This is a genomic window from Haloferax sp. AS1, assembly GCF_014530665.1.
In the GTDB taxonomy this organism is placed as follows: domain Archaea; phylum Halobacteriota; class Halobacteria; order Halobacteriales; family Haloferacaceae; genus Haloferax; species Haloferax volcanii.
In genome coordinates this window covers 369525-387055 of record NZ_SPSA01000003.1, presented here as the reverse complement: position 1 = coordinate 387055, position 17531 = coordinate 369525, and the positions used below count along the sequence as shown (strand labels likewise).

15 protein-coding genes are annotated in these 17531 nt (G+C 64.1%); 1 reads left to right on the top strand and 14 read right to left on the bottom strand.

Annotated features, from left to right (window positions below; genetic code table 11):
- Positions 1–45 precede the first annotated feature (45 nt).
- The 13 genes from E4P24_RS18625 to rhcC all read right to left on the bottom strand — a co-directional run bounded on the left by E4P24_RS18625 (position 46) and on the right by rhcC (position 15508).
- A complete protein-coding gene (locus tag E4P24_RS18625) occupies positions 46–1995 on the bottom strand; it encodes an archaea-specific SMC-related protein (protein WP_115861512.1) in 1950 nt (649 codons plus the stop codon).
- Positions 1996–2074: 79 nt separating this feature from the next.
- Positions 2075–2698, bottom strand: coding sequence for a rod-determining factor RdfA (rdfA, locus tag E4P24_RS18620; RefSeq protein ID WP_004061642.1), 624 nt, complete (start codon positions 2696–2698; stop codon positions 2075–2077).
- Between the two features lie 792 nt (positions 2699–3490).
- Positions 3491–4288 (bottom strand): L-rhamnose 1-dehydrogenase, encoded by a 798-nt coding sequence (gene rhcB / locus E4P24_RS18615; RefSeq protein WP_188149018.1) that lies wholly within the window; start codon positions 4286–4288, stop codon positions 3491–3493.
- Positions 4289–4339: 51 nt separating this feature from the next.
- A complete protein-coding gene (gene rhcF, locus E4P24_RS18610; RefSeq protein WP_188149017.1) occupies positions 4340–5191 on the bottom strand; it encodes a 2,4-diketo-3-deoxy-L-rhamnonate hydrolase in 852 nt (283 codons plus the stop codon).
- A 99-nt stretch (positions 5192–5290) separates the two neighbouring features.
- A complete protein-coding gene (locus E4P24_RS18605) occupies positions 5291–6049 on the bottom strand; it encodes an IclR family transcriptional regulator (RefSeq protein ID WP_008609140.1) in 759 nt (252 codons plus the stop codon).
- Between the two features lie 228 nt (positions 6050–6277).
- A complete protein-coding gene (locus tag E4P24_RS18600; protein ID WP_006599982.1) occupies positions 6278–7306 on the bottom strand; it encodes a TIGR03560 family F420-dependent LLM class oxidoreductase in 1029 nt (342 codons plus the stop codon).
- A gap of 2 nt (positions 7307–7308) precedes the next feature.
- On the bottom strand, positions 7309–8514 hold the full coding sequence (gene rhcD, locus E4P24_RS18595) for an L-rhamnonate dehydratase (RefSeq protein WP_115803552.1): 1206 nt from the start codon (positions 8512–8514) through the stop codon (positions 7309–7311).
- An 87-nt stretch (positions 8515–8601) separates the two neighbouring features.
- A complete protein-coding gene (gene rhcE, locus E4P24_RS18590) occupies positions 8602–9636 on the bottom strand; it encodes a 2-keto-3-deoxy-L-rhamnonate dehydrogenase (RefSeq protein WP_004061652.1) in 1035 nt (344 codons plus the stop codon).
- Positions 9637–9805: 169 nt separating this feature from the next.
- Positions 9806–10987: an ABC transporter ATP-binding protein gene (locus tag E4P24_RS18585; protein ID WP_188149016.1), complete on the bottom strand. Its 1182-nt coding sequence runs from the start codon at positions 10985–10987 to the stop codon at positions 9806–9808.
- Between the two features lie 96 nt (positions 10988–11083).
- Positions 11084–12055, bottom strand: a complete 972-nt coding sequence (locus E4P24_RS18580) for a carbohydrate ABC transporter permease (RefSeq protein WP_004061658.1) — start codon at positions 12053–12055, stop codon at positions 11084–11086.
- Positions 12055–12981, bottom strand: a complete 927-nt coding sequence (locus tag E4P24_RS18575; protein ID WP_006599986.1) for a carbohydrate ABC transporter permease — start codon at positions 12979–12981, stop codon at positions 12055–12057. The genes E4P24_RS18580 and E4P24_RS18575 overlap by 1 nt, the downstream gene beginning before the upstream one ends.
- Positions 12982–13039: 58 nt before the next feature.
- Positions 13040–14425, bottom strand: a complete 1386-nt coding sequence (locus E4P24_RS18570) for an ABC transporter substrate-binding protein (RefSeq protein ID WP_188149015.1) — start codon at positions 14423–14425, stop codon at positions 13040–13042.
- Positions 14426–14638: 213 nt separating this feature from the next.
- Complete coding sequence (gene rhcC, locus E4P24_RS18565) at positions 14639–15508, bottom strand: L-rhamnono-1,4-lactonase (protein ID WP_004061663.1); 870 nt, start codon at positions 15506–15508, stop codon at positions 14639–14641.
- Positions 15509–15587: 79 nt separating this feature from the next.
- Between rhcC and E4P24_RS18560 the strand changes: the two genes are divergently transcribed.
- A complete protein-coding gene (locus E4P24_RS18560; RefSeq protein ID WP_188149014.1) occupies positions 15588–15890 on the top strand; it encodes an L-rhamnose mutarotase in 303 nt (100 codons plus the stop codon).
- Between the two features lie 543 nt (positions 15891–16433).
- Here E4P24_RS18560 and E4P24_RS18555 read toward each other — a convergent pair.
- Positions 16434–17531 carry a Gfo/Idh/MocA family protein gene (locus E4P24_RS18555; protein ID WP_008607086.1) on the bottom strand — a complete coding sequence of 366 codons (1098 nt, stop codon included), beginning with the start codon at positions 17529–17531 and terminating at the stop codon, positions 16434–16436.

Below are 17531 nucleotides of genomic sequence, written 5' to 3'. Positions count from 1 at the left end.
GACGCGGGGATGAAAAACGAGAAAAACGAAGCGCTGTCGGCGTCGTTACGCCGGCGAGTAGCGCGGATAGGAACTGTCGACCGCCTGCGCGTCCTCTTCGAGGAGAGCGACGGTGAGGTAGTCGGCGTAGTCCGCGAAGTAGTCCACGAGCCGCGAGATGCGGTTCGAGTCGATGGCTTCGAGCGAGTCGAGGACCATGAACGGCACCGTCTCGTAGACGTCGTGGATGAGGTAGCCCGCGAGCGCGAACACGAGGCCGGTCACCTCGCGCTCGGACTCCGAGAGGTGGGCGACGGAGTCCTCGTAGCTCACGCCGTCTTCGTTCGTCCGGATGACGTGGAGGTCGAACACCGATTTCGTGACCTTCCTTCGGCCCTCCCGAACCCGCTTTTCGGTGCGCTCGATCCAGATGCGTTCGAGGTTGTCGTATTCGAGCACGTCGAGCACGTCGTCCATGTGGGTGTTGAACTCCTCGACGGCCTCGGATTCGAGGCGCTTGATGCGCGTCCGAAGCTCTTCGAGTTCGTCTTCGATGTCCTCGCGGGCCGCTTCGAGTTCGTCGCGCTCGTCGAGTTGGCGCTCGATGTCGGCGATTTCGTCTTCGACGTCTTCGAGGTCGCTGCGGAGGCGGCCGAGGTCGTATTCGAGCTGGTTCGCCTCGCGGTGGAGGTCGAGCAGGTCGCCGTGTTCCTCGCTTTCGAGTTCGTCGACGGTCTGTTCGAGCGAGTCGATTTCGGCTTCGAGGTCCGAGCGGTCGGATTTGAGCTCCTCGATGCGCTCTTGGCGGGTCTCGCGCTCGCTTTCGATTTCGGAGAGGCGGCGCTCGATGCGGTCGCGCTCGCGCTGGCGGCGCTCGTAGGTGGACTTCTCGTCTTCGAGTTCGGAGAGCTGTTCGCGGTGGTCGCGGTTGTCTTCGAGCTTCTCCTCGCGGAGCGTCCGGAGGCGTTCGAGCGTCCCCTCGATTTCGGACTTGTCGACCTCGGAACCGCACGTCCAGCAGACGACCTGGTCGTCGCCGAGCAGTTGGTCGGTGACGCTCCCGCCGGCGTCGTCGGCGTCGCGGAGCGCGTCCACGACGTCCGAGGACGTGCCCGAGAGCATCTCCTCGTTGAACTGAATCACGGACTGAAGCTCGTTGACGGTCGACTGAATCTCCTGCCGGCGCGTTCGGAGGCGGCTGATTTCGGACTCGATTTCGTCGATTTTGCCGCCGGCGACCTCCGGGAGGTCCTCGGCGTCGTCCTCAAGCTCCGCTTCCTCGGATTCGAGCGCGTCGAGGCTCTGTTTTTCCGTCTCGATGCGGCGGTCCACGTCGTTGATGTCGCGGCGCTTGCTCCGGAGGTCGCCGAGCTTGGATTCGAGTTCGCTCTCGACTTCCTGACGCTCGCTCACGCTGGCGTCGTACTCCTCGACCTCCTGTTCTTTCTCCGCGAGTTCGTCTTCCTTCTCCTCGATTTGGTCTTCGAGCTTCGTCCGCCGGCGTTCGAGCTGCGGCAGGCGGTCGGAGAGGTTGCTGAGCGTCGAGAGCTCGTCGGCGATGTCGCGTTTCTCCTGCTGGAGCGACTCGATCTGCTCGTTTATCGACTCGACGTCCACCGGACGCATGATGAGGTCCCGGAGGTCGTCGCCGCGGGCGACCGCCTGTCGGGCGTCGTTCGTTTCGAGCAGGAACGCAAAGAGGTCCGCGAGGTCCGGGTCGTCGAGGACGGGGTTCCCGCCGGAGATGACCGTGTCGCCCTGCCGCTCGAACGTTCGAGTGTACGTCTCGTCGCCGATAGTGAGTTCGACGGAGCCCTCGTCGGCGTCGCCTTTGAGCGCCACGTCGTCGCTCCCGTGGGCGGCCATGATGGACCGCAAGAGCGACGTTCGGTTCGTGGCGTTTCGACCCGCCAAGACGGTCACGCCCGGCTCGAACGACGTTGACAGGTCGTCGATGCCACCGATATTCTCGACCGAAAGGTGGACTTTGGATTTTGACACTTGTTCTGAGCTCATACCTTGACCCAACAGGTACACCAATATAAAATCACCCGTTGAGTCGAGGATAATGTGACAGCGCTAAGTATGTAATCAGTTAGTTCGATTCGCTCTCGTCGCAGTCGCACCCGCCGCGCTGGAGCAGTTCGACGACCTCGTACTGCGTCCCGCAGTCGCGGCAGTACACTTGCGTGTCCACGAGGACATCGAAGTCACCGAGTCGGAGTTTGCTCGTGTTGCGGAGCGAACTCAGACTCTGCTCGATGACCGCGACCAGTCGGCCGCGGAGTCGCTGGATGGACTCGATGACGTTGTCGATTCTGTTTCCGGACGAGGAGTCCTTCGAGACGCCGCGAATATCCGTCAGGTAGGTGTAGACCGCCTGGTGAGAGACGAAATCCGAGAGCAGTTGGTCGACGTCGACGCCGCGGGACTGGAGCGTGTTCTTCGCCTGAACGCGCATCCCCTCCGTGGTCTCGTCGCCGGTGAGAAGCGTGTACAGGTTCTCGACCTCGCCTTCGAGGACGTCCTCGCCCGCCTTGCGGAGCGCGGCGTCGAGCACCTTCTCGTTCATCAGATCCGCGAGGTCCCGGAGGCTGTCGCTGTCCTCGGGAGCCGTCCAGCGGTCGGCGAGCTGCTCGCCGAATCCGTCCAAGTCGTACGTCTCGATGACCCGCTCTACCTTGCTTAGGCGACGGTTCGTGCTTTGGTCGGTACCCATTACTCGCTTTTCACACGGTGGCGTGAAATATCTTCAGGTTTGGAGAGCGATTCGCCACACTCGGTGAGGCGCGTTCGTCGGAATCGAACTAGTAATATCCGGCAATGTCGGACGGAATAGATGGGATTCGACGACTCGCGCGGAGACTGGGCAGTAACGCGGGGCCGGAGTCGGGAAGGCAGACGCTACGTAGCCGACGGGAGACGACCGAAAAATAGAGCATCAATGGGACGTTGTGCTCGGTAGGTAGCCGCGCCACGTGTTCACGAGTATCAGTTGGGCAGGCGTACTCGGTGGGGGCTACCGTGCGTACAGTATGACTGACGTACTGATGGCTATCGTGCTGGATGCACGGGATGCTGATTACACATGGGTCGGATTGCTCCACCCACGTGCTGTTACACGACACACCGATATATGAGTTATGTTTATAATAATTATTGCCACGGAGGCGAAATCCGGTGCTCAAAGCCACGAGCTCGTCGCTGAGTGCCAGAGGTGAATTGGACGAGTCACGGACGGCGACGACAGGCCACCAACTGCGGCGGCGCGAGTCGGTGCGGACATCTCCGAGTCGCTTGATTTCGCATCCTCGCGGCGGTCGCGCGCGCCGCGACGGGCACGCCGCGGTTCAGTTCGCCCGGCCGCCAGATTCTACACAATCAATATCCGATAATGCCGGACTGCGTGTGAGTACTGTGGCCGAACGCTCGGGTTCCGGCTCCGGCTCGGGGAGTCGAAAGCATCGATTTCGGACGCTTCGGGCGGCTCTCGAAGTCGTCGCGGCGAACACTAGTGTTTGAGGTAGCCGCCGTCGACGGCGATGGACTCGCCGGTTATCCAGTCGCCCTCCTCGGAGAGGAGCAGGACCGCGACGTGGCCCACTTCTTCGGGTTGGCCGATTCGGTCGAGGATGTGCACGTCGAGCGTCTCCGCGAGGATTTCGTCCGGCGACTTGCCCGACTGCTCGGCGTGCTCGTCGAGCCATTCCTCGACCATCGGCGTCTCGACGGTGCCCGGTTTGAGCGCGTTGACGGTGATGCCGTGGTCGCTCAGCTCCTTCGCCAGCACGGTCGTGAAGGCGAGGACGGCCGCCTTCGACGCGCCGTACGCGCCCTGTCCGGCGAACGGTCGCTCCGCGCCGACCGACGAGATGTTGACGATGCTGCCCTCGATGTCGCCGTCGACCATCCGGCTGGCGACGGCCTTGGAGACGAGGAACGTCCCCTTGGCGTTCACCTCGAAGTGGAGGTCCCAGTCGTCTTCGGTCGTTTCGAGGAGCGGGACGGCCTGCTGGACGCCCGCGTTGTTCACGAGGCCGTGAATGTCACCGAGCGCCTCGATTGCGGCGTCGACGGCGGTCTCGACGCCTTCGGCGTCCGTCACGTCGACCTCGTACACCTCGGCCTCGCCGCCCTCCTCGCGGACGAGGTCGGCCGTCTCGGCGGCCACCTCGGGCTTCGTGTCGAAAATCGATACGTCGGCCCCGGCGCGGGCGCAGCGGACCGCGATGCCGCGGCCGATGCCGCGCGCGCCGCCGGTCACGACGATATGCCTGTCTCTCAGTCGGGTGTCTGTGTGCGTGCTCATAGTCGGTAGTACCGGGATGTCCTATAAATAATTGTGCTGTACGGCGGGCGGTTACTCGTCGCGCTCGGAGACGACCGGGTTGGTGAGCGTGCCGATGCCCTCGATTTCCACGTCGACGCTGTCGCCCGGTTCGAGCAGTTCCGGCGGGTCGCGGAAGATGCCGACGCCGCCGGGCGTGCCGGTGGAGATGACGTCGCCCGGGCGGAGCGTCGTGATGCCGCTGATGTACTCGACGACCTCGTCGACGCCGAAGATGAACTCGGAGGTGTTGGACTCCTGTTTCGTCTCGCCGTTGACGCGGCAGGCGACGTCGAGGTCGTGCGGGTCGACGTCGCCCTCGGGGACGAACGTCGGCCCCATCGGGGCGAACGTGTCGTAGCTCTTGCCGCGGAAGAACTGGCCGTCGTCGAACTGCGCGTCGCGGCCGCTCACGTCGTTGATGGCGGTGTAGCCCGCGACGTAGTCGAAAGCGTCCTCGGCGTCGACGTTCTTGGCCGTCTGCCCGATGACGACGCCGAGTTCGACCTCGTAGTCTACCTCGTCGATGGCCGCCGGGTGGACGATGGGGTCGCCGGGGTTCGTGACGGACGTACCGGCCTTCCCGAACAGGAGCGGGCGTTCGGGGACTTCCTCGTCCTGTTCTTCGGCGTGGTCGTGGTAGTTGAGGCCGACGCAGACGATTTTACCGGGGCGCGGCACGGGCGCGAGGAGTTTCACCTCCTCGACGGGGACCGACTGGTCCTCGGCGGCGTCCGCGGCGTCCTCGACGACGGTGAGGAAGCCGGGGCTGTTGAGGTTCTGGACGGTCACGTCTTCGCGGAGGCCGGAAAGCGGGACGACATCGTCGTCGCGGCGGACGCCCCACTCGGGAGCACCGCCCGCGGTGTATCGAACGAGTTGCATCGTTACACTCTGCCACACCGTGGTACGTAACTGTTGCGCTCTACGCAGCATTGCGACGACGGGAGCGAGGCGGGCGGCCCGAGGCCGCCGACCCGCCGACTACGAGTACGTGAGGTTCACCTCGATGACGTTCGCGCTCTTGAGAATCTGGTTCGGCAGCTCCTCGGTAAAGCGCTCCTCGCGCATCCGGCTTTTCGGCCCCGAGACGCTCACGGCGGCGATGGCGTAGTCGTCCTCGTTGAGTATCGGCGCGGCCACACAGCGCATGCCCTTGACCCGTTCTTCGTCGTCGTAGGAGTAACCGCGCTCGCGGACCTGCTCCAACACGTCGAACAGTTCCTCGCGGTCGGTGATAGAGCGGTCGGTCACCGCCTCCAGTCCGTGGCGGTCCAAGATGCCCTCGACTTCCTCCCGCGGCCGGTTCGCCATGATAGACTTCCCGAGCGCCGTCGTCTGCAACGGGACGCGCATCCCGGCGTGGGTGTCCAGACGAACGGCGTCGGGACCCCGCGAGCGGTACAGAAAGACGCCGATACCGTGTTCCTCGATCATCAGATTCGCGTGCTCGCCGGTCACCTGCGCGAGTTCGTTTATCTCGGGGCGGGCGATGTTGAACACCTTCTGTCGAGAGCGCGCGTGCGCGCCCAATTGGAGGAATCGCGTGCTGACGTAGTAGGTGTCGCCCTCCTTGACGAGGTACTCCTGTTGCTCCAGCGTCCGCAGGTGGTCGTGAATCGTGCTGGTCGGCTTGTCCAGTCGCTTGGCTACCTCCGAGACGCCCGCCCCGTCGAGTTCCCGCAGGAGGTCGACGAGTTCGAGCGAGATTTTGACCGCGTTGACCGGGACGTCCTTCGTCATAGTTGGTTATGAACCCTCATCCCTCAAATGTCTTTCCGCTATTGCCGGAAACGGTGGAACGGTCACGAGCGCCGAACTCGGGGAGGGAGAATGTTTTGTATAATTTAAATAATCCAAATTCTGTACCTGTCGGGGAGACGACTGACGAGAGGATGCGAAAAAAGAAAGCGAGTGCGCAAGGGCGACGCGAGCGCGACCCGAGCGCGGCGCGCTCGACTCGCGGGTGCCTCAGTTGAACTGCGGGATGACTTCGTCCGCGAACAGTTCCATGCCGCCGGTGTCGGGGAAGTCGATGAACCAACCCTGGAACTTCGTCACGCCGGCGTCGATGCGGCGCTCGATGGCCTCCGCGCACTCCTCGGGCGTCCCCATGATGAAGTACTCGCGGGCGTCTTCCTCCGTCACGATGGGCGCTTGGTCTTGGTACTCTTCTTCGAACTGGATGGGCGTCATCAGGTCGAGCAGGCGGTCGAACTTCTCCTCGTCGCGGGTGCAGATAACGTGGCCGTCCCACGAGTACTCGATGTCGTCGGGGTCGCGGCCGACGGTCTCGCAGTGGTCTTCGATGACGCCGATTTTGTGTTCGAGCGTCTCCACGTCGCCGTTGAACACGTCGGTGTTCCACACGTCGGCGTGCTTGGCGACGAGTTTGAGCGTGACCTCCTCGCCCTGCCCGCCGACGAGGATGGGCGGATGGGGGTCCTGCACGGGACCGGGGACGCAGTAGGCGTCCTCGATTTGGTAGTGCTTCCCGTCGAAGCTCGCGCCGTCGGTGCCGGCGGCCCACATGCGCTTCATGAGACGGATGGACTCGTCGAGTCGCATCAGGCGCTCGAAGCCGTCGCGGTACTCCCAACCGTAGGCGTCGTACTCCGGTTCGTGCCAGCCCGCGCCGAGGCCGAGTTCCAGCCGCCCGTCGGAAATCACGTCGAGCGTGGCCGCCATCTTGGCGACGAGCGCCGGGTTGCGGTAGTCGTTACAGAGGACGAGCGAGCCGAGGTTGATGTCCTCGGTGAAGCCGGCGATGGCCGACAGCAGCGTCCAACATTCGTACTCGGCGTGGTCGCGACCCAACAGCAGGTGGTCTGGTGCCCACACCGCATCGAAGCCGAGTTCCTCCGCCTTCTGGACGCCCATCTTGGTCGTCTCCCAGTCGAGCGCCTCGTACTGCGGGGTGTCGCGGTGCGTCGGCTCGGTCCCCTCGTCGGGCGCGCCGGCGAAGACGGGGACGTTGTACTCGAAGCTGATGTCCGACATCGTTACTCGATGGCGAAGTGTTCGAGCGCCTCGCGGTTCAGTTGCGTGCTGACGCCGGGCTCGTCGGGCAGCGGAATCGACCCGTTCTCCGGCGACGGCGGGTTCTGGAAGATGGCGTCGGCGTAGGTCGACTCGCGTTTCTCCTGGCGCTCCTCGAACCACTCGGGAGTCGGGAAGTACTCCGCCATCGGCATGTTCGTGTGACCGGCGATGGCGTGGAGCGTCGGGTTCGTGCCGGCGTGCGGGATGACGGGCACGTCGTGGACCTCGGCCATGTCGGCGACCTTCTGGAGTTCCGTGATACCGCCGACGCGACCCACGTCGGGCTGGAGGATGTCGACCGCACCTTCTTCGAGGAGGTCCTCGTGGCCCCAGCGGGTGAACTCGTGTTCGCCGCCCGAAATCGGCATCGGCGCGGCCTCGCGGACCTCGGCGTAGCCGGAGATGTCGTCGGCGATGACGGGCTCTTCGACCCACGCCATGTCGTACTTGCCGAGGCGCTGGGTCATCTCCTTTGCGTACTTGACCGACCAGCCCATGTAGGCGTCGCCCGCGATTTCGATTTCGTCGCCGACGGCGTCGCGGACCGTCGCGACGATTTCCTCGTTCTTCTTCATGCCCGCGCGGCCGTCCTCGGGGCCGTGGAGGAAGCGGAGTTTCATCGCGTCGAAGCCCTCCTCGACGTACTGGACCGCCTCGCGTTCGAGCTTCTCCATGTCGACGGGGTGGAGGTTCGACGCGTAGGCGGGGATCTCGTCTTTGGTGGGGCCGCCGAGCAGTTCGTACACCGGCTTGCCGGCGTCCTTCCCGGCGATGTCCCACAGCGCCTGGTCGACCGCGCTGATGGCCATGACCGCGACGCCCTTCCGGCCGAACGGGAGCGTAGCGCGGTACATCTGCTCCCAGAGGAGTTCGCGCTGCATCGGGTCTTCCCCGACCACGATTTTCGACAGCGTCTCCTCGACGACGGTGGCGATGGCTCCGGTACCCCAGTTACCGACGCCGACGCCGGTGATGCCCGCGTCCGTCTCGACCTCGACCACCACGTCGCCCACGGGGCCCATCCACTTGCGGCGGGCCTGCGGGTTCTCACCGTCGACGTTGCGGTACTCGTCGTACTTCGACATGATGGTGACGAGCGGGAACTCGATGAACTCGCCCCACGACTCGTTGCTGATTTTCGTCGCTGAGATGTCTGTAATCTCCATGATTTGTTTGGTACGACCTCACATCCAATCGGCACGGGTAAAATAGTTTCTGTCGTCGAGCGGTTCGCGGCCGGAATGCGGGGCCGTTCAGCCGTCGAACTGGAAGACCGGCTTGCAGGTCTCCGAACCGAGGAACGCTTCGAACGCCGCGGCGGGGTCGTCGACGCTGTAAGAGGTGTCGAGAATCTTCTCGACCGCGATTTCGCCGCGCTCCATCAGGCGAAGCGCCTGCTCGAAGTTCGTCCACGTCGAGCCGTAGGAGGTGTTGATGTCGACCTCGCCGCGGACGGTCGAGGTGAGGCTGAGTTCGCTAGCCGAGTTCGGGATGCCGACGACGACGATTTGGCCGCCCTTGCGGACCACGTCGTTCCCGGAGACCACGCCGCTGTGGTGACCCGTCGCGTCAAAGACCACGTCGAAGCCGATGCCGTCGGTCTGCGACTCGACCCGCCCGTCGAGGCCGCCTTCTTCTTCGAGGTTCACCGTGTCGATGCCGAGGTCTTCGAGCAGCGGGAGGCGATACGCCGCGTCCTGACCGAGTCCGGAGACGACGACGTTCGCGCCGAGGGAGTCGGCAACGGCGGCGACGAGGACGCCGATTGGGCCCGGCCCCTCGACGAGGACGTTGTCGCCGGGCGTCGTCACCGACTGGTCGAGGACCGCGCGGGTGGCGATGCTCGTCGGCTCCGTGATGGCGGCGTGCCGGAGGGGAACGCCCTCGGGAACCGCGTGGACGTGCTCGGGGGTGACGGTGACGTACTCCGTGTACGCGCCGTCGCGGTGCATCCCCGTAATGGAGAAGTTCTGACAGACGTTCGGCTGACCGTTCCGACACTGGAAGCAGTGACCGCAGTCGTGAATCGGCTCCTCGACGACCTTGTCGCCGACCTCGAACGTCTCGACGTTCGCGCCGACCTCCGTGACCGTCCCGGAGTACTCGTGGCCCATGATTCGCGGGATGGGAATCCACTCGTAGCCGCCGTCGTACTTGTAGGCGTGAGCGTCGCTCCCGCAGAGTCCCGCGGTGTGGACCTTGATGAGCAGTTCGTCTGCGTCGGGAGTGGGTACCTCCCGCTCTTGTGTCTCTACCGAGCGCGGCCCGGTCTGAATGATGGCTTTCATAGTTGCGAATAACCGTGTGGGTTCGTCTCGTTTTACACCATGTGAACACACCGATTAATATGTTTGGGTGCGGGTGGGAGATTTCGGCCGTAGCGCGGCTGAAGCCGCGGCTGAGTGGGCTTCGAAAGCCCGTCCGATAGGCGAAGGTGATGTCTCCCGGACGTTCGGCTCAGATTTCGACGCCGTCGGACTCGGACGACTGGGACTGCGACTGGACGGCGGCTCGGTTCTCGATACGCCGCCCCTTGCGCAGCGCCTCCGTCTGGGCGTCGAACAAGTAGACGTGTTCGGGCGCGATAGAAAGCGACAGCGTGTCGCCGGACGACAGTCCGTGGAACTCGCCGATTTCGGCGGTGACGTCGCCCATCGGTCCGTTTCCGTGAACGATTGCTTTCGTGCCGACCGGCTCGACGACGCGGACCTCCACGTCGAACGTCAGCCCGTCGGCGCGGCGCTTGTTCGTCTGGTAGAAGTCCTGCGGGCGGAACCCGACGTTGACGCGCCCGGGCGGCACCTCCGTATCGAGGGCGTCACTCGGCAGGTCGAAGCTCACGCCGTCGAGTTCGACGCGAGCGCCGCCGTCGGCGTCGGCGACGACACCGTCGTAGATGTTCATGTCCGGGCTGCCGACGAACTGCGCGACGAAGAGGTTCGCCGGCTCGTTGAACACTTCCTCCGGGCGTCCCAGTTGCTGGAGCGCGCCGTCGTTGAGAACGGCGATTTTGTCGGCAATCGTCATCGCCTCCTCCTGGTTGTGGGTGACGTACGCGGAGGTGATTCCGACCTCGGACTGCAGTTCGTCGATTTCGGTCCGCATCGTCTTGCGGAGCTTCGCGTCGAGGTTCGCCAGCGGCTCGTCGAACAGGAACAGCCGCGGCTCGCGGATGATAGCCCGGCCGAGCGCGACGCGCTGTTTCTGGCCGCCGGAGAGCTGTGCGGGCTTGTTGTTCAGGAGCTGTTCGATTTCGAGCATCGTGGCGACCTCCTCGACGCGCTCGTCGATGTCCGCCTTCGACATCCCGTTGTCCTCCCGCTTGAGGCCGAACCCGAGGTTCTCCCGGACGGTCATGTGCGGATAGAGCGCGAAGTCCTGGAACACCATCGCCACGTCGCGGTTGCGGGCTTTGATGTCGTTGACGACGACGTCGTCGAAGCGAATCTCCCCGGAGGTTGGCGTCTCCAGCCCGCCGATCATCCGGAGCGTCGTCGTCTTCCCGCACCCGCTCGGTCCGAGCAGAACGAGGAACTCCCCGTCTTCGACGTCGATGTCGAGGCTGTCGACCGCGACGACTCCGTCCTTGTCGGGGTCGCCGAAAATCTTCGTGACACCGTCTACTGTGAGGTGTGTCATTGTAAAACATTACCGTAGTACACCTCTTAAAGCTAGCGACTGAATGCGAAAATTGGCCGCGGTGTGCGGCACTGAAAGACGGCGGCTGAGAGGGTGTTATCCCTTGATAGCGCCGCCGGTGAGTCCCTGCACGAAGTAGCGCTGGATGTAGGCCAGTCCGAGCAGGACGGGAAGCGAGATGATGATGGAGGCCGCGGCGACGACGTTCCACTGGGTGTTGAACCCCTGCACGAACGTCAGGAGCCCCGGCGGAACCGTGTACCGGGAGTTGTCGAGGAGCGTCAGCGCGAACACCAACTCGTTCCACGCGAGGAGGAACGCGAAGATGAACGACGCGATGAGCGAGTTCCGCGCCATCGGCACGATGACGTACCAGAACGTCTCTATCGAGCTACACTGGTCGATGCGGGAGGCCTCGATAATCGAGTCCGGGAAGTCGTCGAAGAAGCCCTTCATCAGCCAGACGACGAACGGCGCGGTCATCGCGCCGTAGATGAGAATCAACACGAGGTGCGTGTTGAACAGGCCGAGCGCCGAGACGAGTTCCCACTCGGGGACCATGATGGCGGTCCCCGGGAACATCAGCGACGCGAGGAAGATGCTCATCAGCGCGTTCTTCCCGACGAAGTCGCGGCGCGACAGCACGTACGACGCGGCCGTCCCGAGGACGAGCGCGATTGCGCCCGCGCCGACGGCGACTTTCAGGCTGTTCAACACGAGCGACAGGATGTCGATGTCGATGGCCGACGACGCCTGCCAGCCGAACAGGTTGGCGAACAGCGAGGTGTAGCCGCCCGCCTGAATCGACGACTCGACGACGAGCCGGAAGCCCTCAAGCGAGAAGTCGTTCGGGAACACCGTCGGCGGAATCTGCTGAATCTCCGCGGTGGTCTTGAACGCCGTCACGACCATCCAGTACAGCGGGAAGAGGACGAACGCGAAGACGACGAGCGTCAGGAGCGCGACCGCCGTCTTGCGGACGTACGCACCCGCCGTGGTGTCGAACAGCCACGACTCGTTCCGCCGGAACTCGGCGGCCGGGTCGGCGTCGGAGTCTTGTGCCGCCATCAGACGTCACCCCGCACTTGGTCGTACACCTGGATGTAGTAGTACGAGAACACGAGCAGGACGACGAACAGGATGAGCGACAGCGCCGACGCCAGCCCCACGTCGAAGTCGACGAACGCCGTCCGGTAAATCATGACCGGGAGCGTGCTGCTGGAGACGCCGGGGCCGCCCTTCGTCATCACCCAAATCATCGAGAAGTTCCTGATGTTGTAGATGAGCATCAGGAGGAACCCGATGGCGAGGTTGTACCGCATCATCGGGATGGTGATGAACCGGAACTGCTCCCACGGCGTCGCACCGTCCATCCGCGCGGCCTCGTAGAGATGCTCGTCGATTCCCTGCAAGGACGTGAGCGTCAACAGCGCGAACAGGGGTGCGAGCCGCCAAATCATCCCGATGATGGGCGGCCACAACGAGAGTTCCGTCGAGCCGAGCATGACGATGTACTCGTCGACGACGCCGAGTTGGACGAGCAGTTCGTTGATGATACCCTGCGACCCGCCGAACATGAACTGCCAGATGGACGCGCCGACGACCCGCGGGAGGACCCACGGGATGAGCACGATGGCGCTCGCGACGCTCGTGTACGGGAGCTTCTCGTGAAGGAGCCAGCCCATCAAGAAGCCGAGGACGATAGCGGCGGAGCTACCGACGACGACCCAGACGAGCGTGTTCCACAGGACCTGATGGATGGTCGGACTCGACCAGATTTCGGCGTAGTTCGCCAGTCCGACGAACTCGGCCTCGCTGGGCGCGAGCAGGTCCTTGTTGAAGAAGCTCGAGTAGATGGCCTGCGCGATGGGGTAGAGGATGAACAGTCCGACGAGCGCCGTCACCGGTAGGACCGGGAGGTACACCTTGACCCCTTCGGGAATCCGTTCGGAGACGCTCTCGAACGACCCTCTCGCCTGCTTCGAGTAGCTCATGGCTTCGTCTCACCACCGCGGGCCCGCGGTCGTTCGAGCGACGGTCCGAATCGCATGGTCAGGCCAGCTCCTCGTCGATGACTTCCTGAACCGATTCGTTGGCGGCGCTGCAAGCCTCTTCGGCCGTCGCGTTGCCGAGGACGACCGGCTGGATGACCTCGGTGTTGATGATGCTCTGGACCGACGCGATGCCCGAGAACGACGGGAACCGCGAGGTGCGCGTGAACAGGTCGTCGTTCTCGTACAGCGTCACGAGGTCCCCGAACTGGCTCCGGAAGAGGTCGCTCGGGTCCTCGAAGGCGCTTTCGAGCGTCGGGACGCGCCCGCGGATGCCCACGTCGTTCTCGGCGTCGTAGGTCCACGGCGCGAGCTGTTCTTCGGAGTTCCACCACTCGGTGAAGTCGAAGGCGGCCCGGAGCTCGGCCTCCGAATCGGTGCCGTTGCCGAGCATGAACCCCTGCGCGTTCTGTAAGAGCAGGTCGCGGGGTTCGAAGCTCCCCGACGGGCTGTCCGGCAGCGGCGCGCGGGTGACGGTGTGACCCTCGCCGTCGAGCCACTCCTGCGGCGCGCCGGTCGTCTGGTAGACCGCGTTGGCGTGGGAGTACGTGATGAAGATGCCGGACTCGCCCTCGCGGAGGAGCCGTCCCGCACCGATGTGGTCGTTCTCGGCTATCGAGTTGGGGAACAGCCCGGCGTCCGCGATGTCCTGATAGAGCCTGACGGCGTCGACGAAGCCGGGTTGGTCGACCGTCGCCTCCAGCGTCTCGGGGTCGAAGTACCGGCCGCCGTTGGCGTAGACGAAGCCGATGAAGTAGCCGGTCGTCAGGCCGAAGTCGGTCCCCGGCGCGGTAATCGCCGCCGACACCTCGTCTAGCTCCTGCATCTCCTCGCCGAGTTGGATGAGTTCCTCCCAGTTGCGCGGCGGGCTGTCGAAGCTCGTCTGTTCGAGATAGTCGGTTCGGATGTCCACGAACGGGCCGAGGTCGGCGTAGCCGCCGGGGAGCCCCCACTGCCGCTCCCCTTCGGTGTCACCGAGGCTGTCGTAGATTTGCGTATCGACGTTCGCCTGGATGAACCGGCTGTTTATCTCCTCTAGCTCGTCGGCGAACTGCTCTTGGTCGAGCGGTTGGATGGCGCTCGCGCCGACGTAGTCGGGAATCTGTTGGGTCTGGCCGGCCATCACGTCCGGGAGGTTGTTGTTCGCCGCCGCGGAGGCGATAATCTGGTACTTCTGTCCCCACTCTTGGTGCTGGTAGGTGACGTCGTGCTCGCCGTAACTGCCGTAGTGGTTACTGATGTACTCCCGTTCGGCGGGGATGCCGCCGAACAGCCAGAAGTCGATAGACTGGGAGCCCGAACCACCGCCGCCGGAGCCCCCGGAGCCGCCGGAGCCGTCCCCTCCGCCGGAACCCCCACCGTTGCCACCGTCGTTTCCGCCACCCATACAACCAGCCAACGCCGCGGTGAGACCCGCTCCGAGCCCAGTCACGTATCGCCGCCTGCTGAGCCGGTTCGATGAACTACTGTTTGCCATGGTGTACCATTACAAACCACTATAATTCATTATAATAAATATACCGATGCAATCTGGAGCGGGAATAGCAGCCACCGAATCGACGATGGGGCGGGCGAGGCACGTTGTGACGACCGATTACACTCACCCGAGGTCGACGTGCCGCCGGAACGACTTCTCGGTCAGCCACGACCGGTCGGCTTTCGACAACGAGTCGACCTGTTTGAGCCAGTTACACGCCTCGGCGTAGCTGGCAACGTCGCTGACGTTGGGGTAGTCGGAGCCCCAGACGACCCGCTCGCGCCCGAAGGTGTCGAGGAGCCACCGGACGTGGTCGTGCATGTCGGCGTAGGGGAACGCCGAGTCGGACATGTGAACGATTTCCGAGACCTTCACCGCGACCGAGTCGTGTTCCGCGAGGTCGGCGAACCGGCTGAACGTCCCCTCGTCGGTGGGGGTGTCCGGGCCCGCGTGAGCGAAGTGGTCGAACAGGTAGGTGAGGTCGGGGTACGCCTCGACGAGTTCGAGCGCCTGGTCGAGTTGGCCGTGGTCGCAGAGAATCTGAACCGTGGCGTCGTGCTCGACCGCGGCCTCCCAGAACGCGGTCTCCTCGACGCTCTCTCCGAGCCACGTCACGCTCGGGTCGAACGTCTCCCACATGCGGTCGTACGGACAGGCCGCGCCGAGACGAAAGCCGAGGACGCCGTCGGTCTCCATGCAGCGGTCGAGTCGCTCGACGGCGTCGGCGGCGAAGGGGTCGAGCATCACGATGCCGTGGAGTCGGTCGTACTCGGCGGCGACCCGGCGGGTGTACCAGTTGTCCGTCCAGTCGCAGATGGGGTAGCCCACGACGACGGCCTCGTCCACGCCGTTTCGGTCCATGTCGGCGAGCAGGCGGTCGGCGGTGTAGACGGTGTGCACGTCGAAGCTGTCGACGAGGTCCAAGATGGGGCCGTTGGTCCACGGGTGGTCCGGGCTCGCGGCACCCCACGCGTGGGTGTGGGTATCTATCATTACAATCGACGACGGGCGTTCCCGTACTAAATCTTACCCGCCGAAAAGCTAAGACGGGGGCCGCCGAATCGGAGGCCGTATGGCGCGAATCGCGTTCCACCTGGAGATTAAAGACGGCAAGCGAGAAGAGTACCGAACGAAACACGAGAACGTCCCCGAGGCGCTCGAATCCGCCTACTTGGACTCCGACGCCGGCCTGCAAACGTACAGCGTCTTCGAGAAAGACGGCCACGTTTTCGGCTTCATGGAAGTCGACGACCCGGAGGCCATCCAAGAAGTCATGGACAACAGCGAGGCGCAGGCCGACTGGGGCGAGGTCATGAGCGGCATCACCGTCGAGACCGACGACAGTTGGATGGACGAAGTCTACCGGATGGTCTGACGCCCGGGAGACGAGAATTGTCCGGGCATGGCGGACGAAACGCCGTTCCGACCGAATATATCAAGACCAACAGTGTCGAATAGATACCCATAGATACTCGTTTTCGGCCGTTTCAATCCCCACGCCGGGACGATTCCAGAAGATTCCTGCGGCTCCGGTTCTACCGGATGATTGTCCGGCGATGACGGAAGTCCGTCCGGGGTGGAATCGACCAGTTGCGGTTGTCCGTCGAGGCGAGGACGCAAGGGCGAATTGAGTGCTCTCGCCGGCAACGCGGGTCGTACGCCGCAAATCATTACGCACATAGAACTGTAATTCAGAGTTGGTTCCATTTAAATTGATTCGGGAATAATATGGTGACCGGACGTGAGTCAGTAACGCTGACGCCCGCCAGGGGAGAACGTGACGAAACGGCGCTACTCTGTACCGACAGCGCGTCTGTCACGAATATTTAGGGCGTTGTCAGTGACCCACGACAGGAATCCGGTATCCGGTGATGTCGGATGGTCACACGTGGTGAGCGACAAACCGACCGCCCGCGGGCTACCAGGACGTAATCGGAACTTCGCGGAGCGGCCCCGGAAGCGGGACATCGACGGTCGAGTCGGTGTAGTGCGAGAGGTAGAACCCGACGATGATTTCGAGCGAGCGAGTCGCCGCGACGCCGGGCGAGTAGTTTTCGGCGTCGCCGTCGAGGAGTTCCTGCACGTGGGCCGCCGCGTTTGCGAAGGAGCCCTTGTAGTCGCCCTCCCACGTCCACGCGCCCTCGATACCGGGGAGCGGTCGCTCGACGTGGTCGCCGTCTTCGAGCGACCAGTAGCGCCACTCGCCGTCGTCGTTGTTCATGTAGAGTTTGCCCTCGGTGCCGATGAAACTCAGCGTCATCGAGGAGACGTCGCGCGGAATCGTGCAGTCCACGGTGACGAACGTGCCGTCGTCCATGACGACGTGCCCGCCGCCGCCGGCGTCGACGACCGACTCCGTGGCGTCCAGCGCGTCGAGCGCCTCGTTCTCGCCGGTGATGTGGCCGCTCACCCGCGAGGCCCGCGCGTCGAGGAGGTAGACGAGGGTGTCGAGGACGTGCGTGGAGTTCCGCATGAGTTCCATGCGGTACTGCGCGCTCACGGACTTCACGTCGCCGAGGATTTCCTCCTCGCGGACGAGGTCGCGGAGCCGACGGAGCTTGTCCGTGAACCGAAACGAGTGGTTGACGACGAGTTCCGTGTCGGTGTCGTCGCAGACGGCGACCATCTCCTCGGCGTCGCTGACGGCCGACGCGATGGGTTTCTCGCACCAGACGACCGAGGGGTCGGCCGCGGAGCGCGCGGCGTCGACGACGTGGTCGCGGTGGAGGAACGACGGCGTGCAGACCGACACCGCGTCGAGGTCCTCGGCGTCGAGCATCGCCTCGTGGCCGACGTACCGGCGGTCGGCGGGGATGTCCCACGCCTCCCCGAAGGTGTCCAGTTTCGACTCGTCCACGTCTGCGACGGCGACGAGTTCGATGTCGTCGGTCGCGGCGTAGCCGCCCGCGTGGCTCGCGTCGATTTTCTCCTTGCCGATGGCCGCCTCGTCGTGCATGCCGAGGATGCCCATTCCTGCGATGCCGCCGGTTCCGATGATGCCTGCGTGGTAAGTCAT

Coding starts and splice junctions, on each gene's coding strand:
- E4P24_RS18625 (WP_115861512.1), bottom strand. CDS start 1,995: ATGAGCTCAGAACAAGTGTCAAAATCCAAAGTCCACCTTTCGGTCGAG.
- rdfA (WP_004061642.1), bottom strand. CDS start 2,698: ATGGGTACCGACCAAAGCACGAACCGTCGCCTAAGCAAGGTAGAGCGG.
- rhcB (WP_188149018.1), bottom strand. CDS start 4,288: ATGAGCACGCACACAGACACCCGACTGAGAGACAGGCATATCGTCGTG.
- rhcF (WP_188149017.1), bottom strand. CDS start 5,191: ATGCAACTCGTTCGATACACCGCGGGCGGTGCTCCCGAGTGGGGCGTC.
- E4P24_RS18605 (WP_008609140.1), bottom strand. CDS start 6,049: ATGACGAAGGACGTCCCGGTCAACGCGGTCAAAATCTCGCTCGAACTC.
- E4P24_RS18600 (WP_006599982.1), bottom strand. CDS start 7,306: ATGTCGGACATCAGCTTCGAGTACAACGTCCCCGTCTTCGCCGGCGCG.
- rhcD (WP_115803552.1), bottom strand. CDS start 8,514: ATGGAGATTACAGACATCTCAGCGACGAAAATCAGCAACGAGTCGTGG.
- rhcE (WP_004061652.1), bottom strand. CDS start 9,636: ATGAAAGCCATCATTCAGACCGGGCCGCGCTCGGTAGAGACACAAGAG.
- E4P24_RS18585 (WP_188149016.1), bottom strand. CDS start 10,987: ATGACACACCTCACAGTAGACGGTGTCACGAAGATTTTCGGCGACCCC.
- E4P24_RS18580 (WP_004061658.1), bottom strand. CDS start 12,055: ATGGCGGCACAAGACTCCGACGCCGACCCGGCCGCCGAGTTCCGGCGG.
- E4P24_RS18575 (WP_006599986.1), bottom strand. CDS start 12,981: ATGAGCTACTCGAAGCAGGCGAGAGGGTCGTTCGAGAGCGTCTCCGAA.
- E4P24_RS18570 (WP_188149015.1), bottom strand. CDS start 14,425: ATGGGTGGCGGAAACGACGGTGGCAACGGTGGGGGTTCCGGCGGAGGG.
- rhcC (WP_004061663.1), bottom strand. CDS start 15,508: ATGATAGATACCCACACCCACGCGTGGGGTGCCGCGAGCCCGGACCAC.
- E4P24_RS18560 (WP_188149014.1), top strand. CDS start 15,588: ATGGCGCGAATCGCGTTCCACCTGGAGATTAAAGACGGCAAGCGAGAA.
- E4P24_RS18555 (WP_008607086.1), bottom strand. CDS start 17,531: ATGACTTACCACGCAGGCATCATCGGAACCGGCGGCATCGCAGGAATG.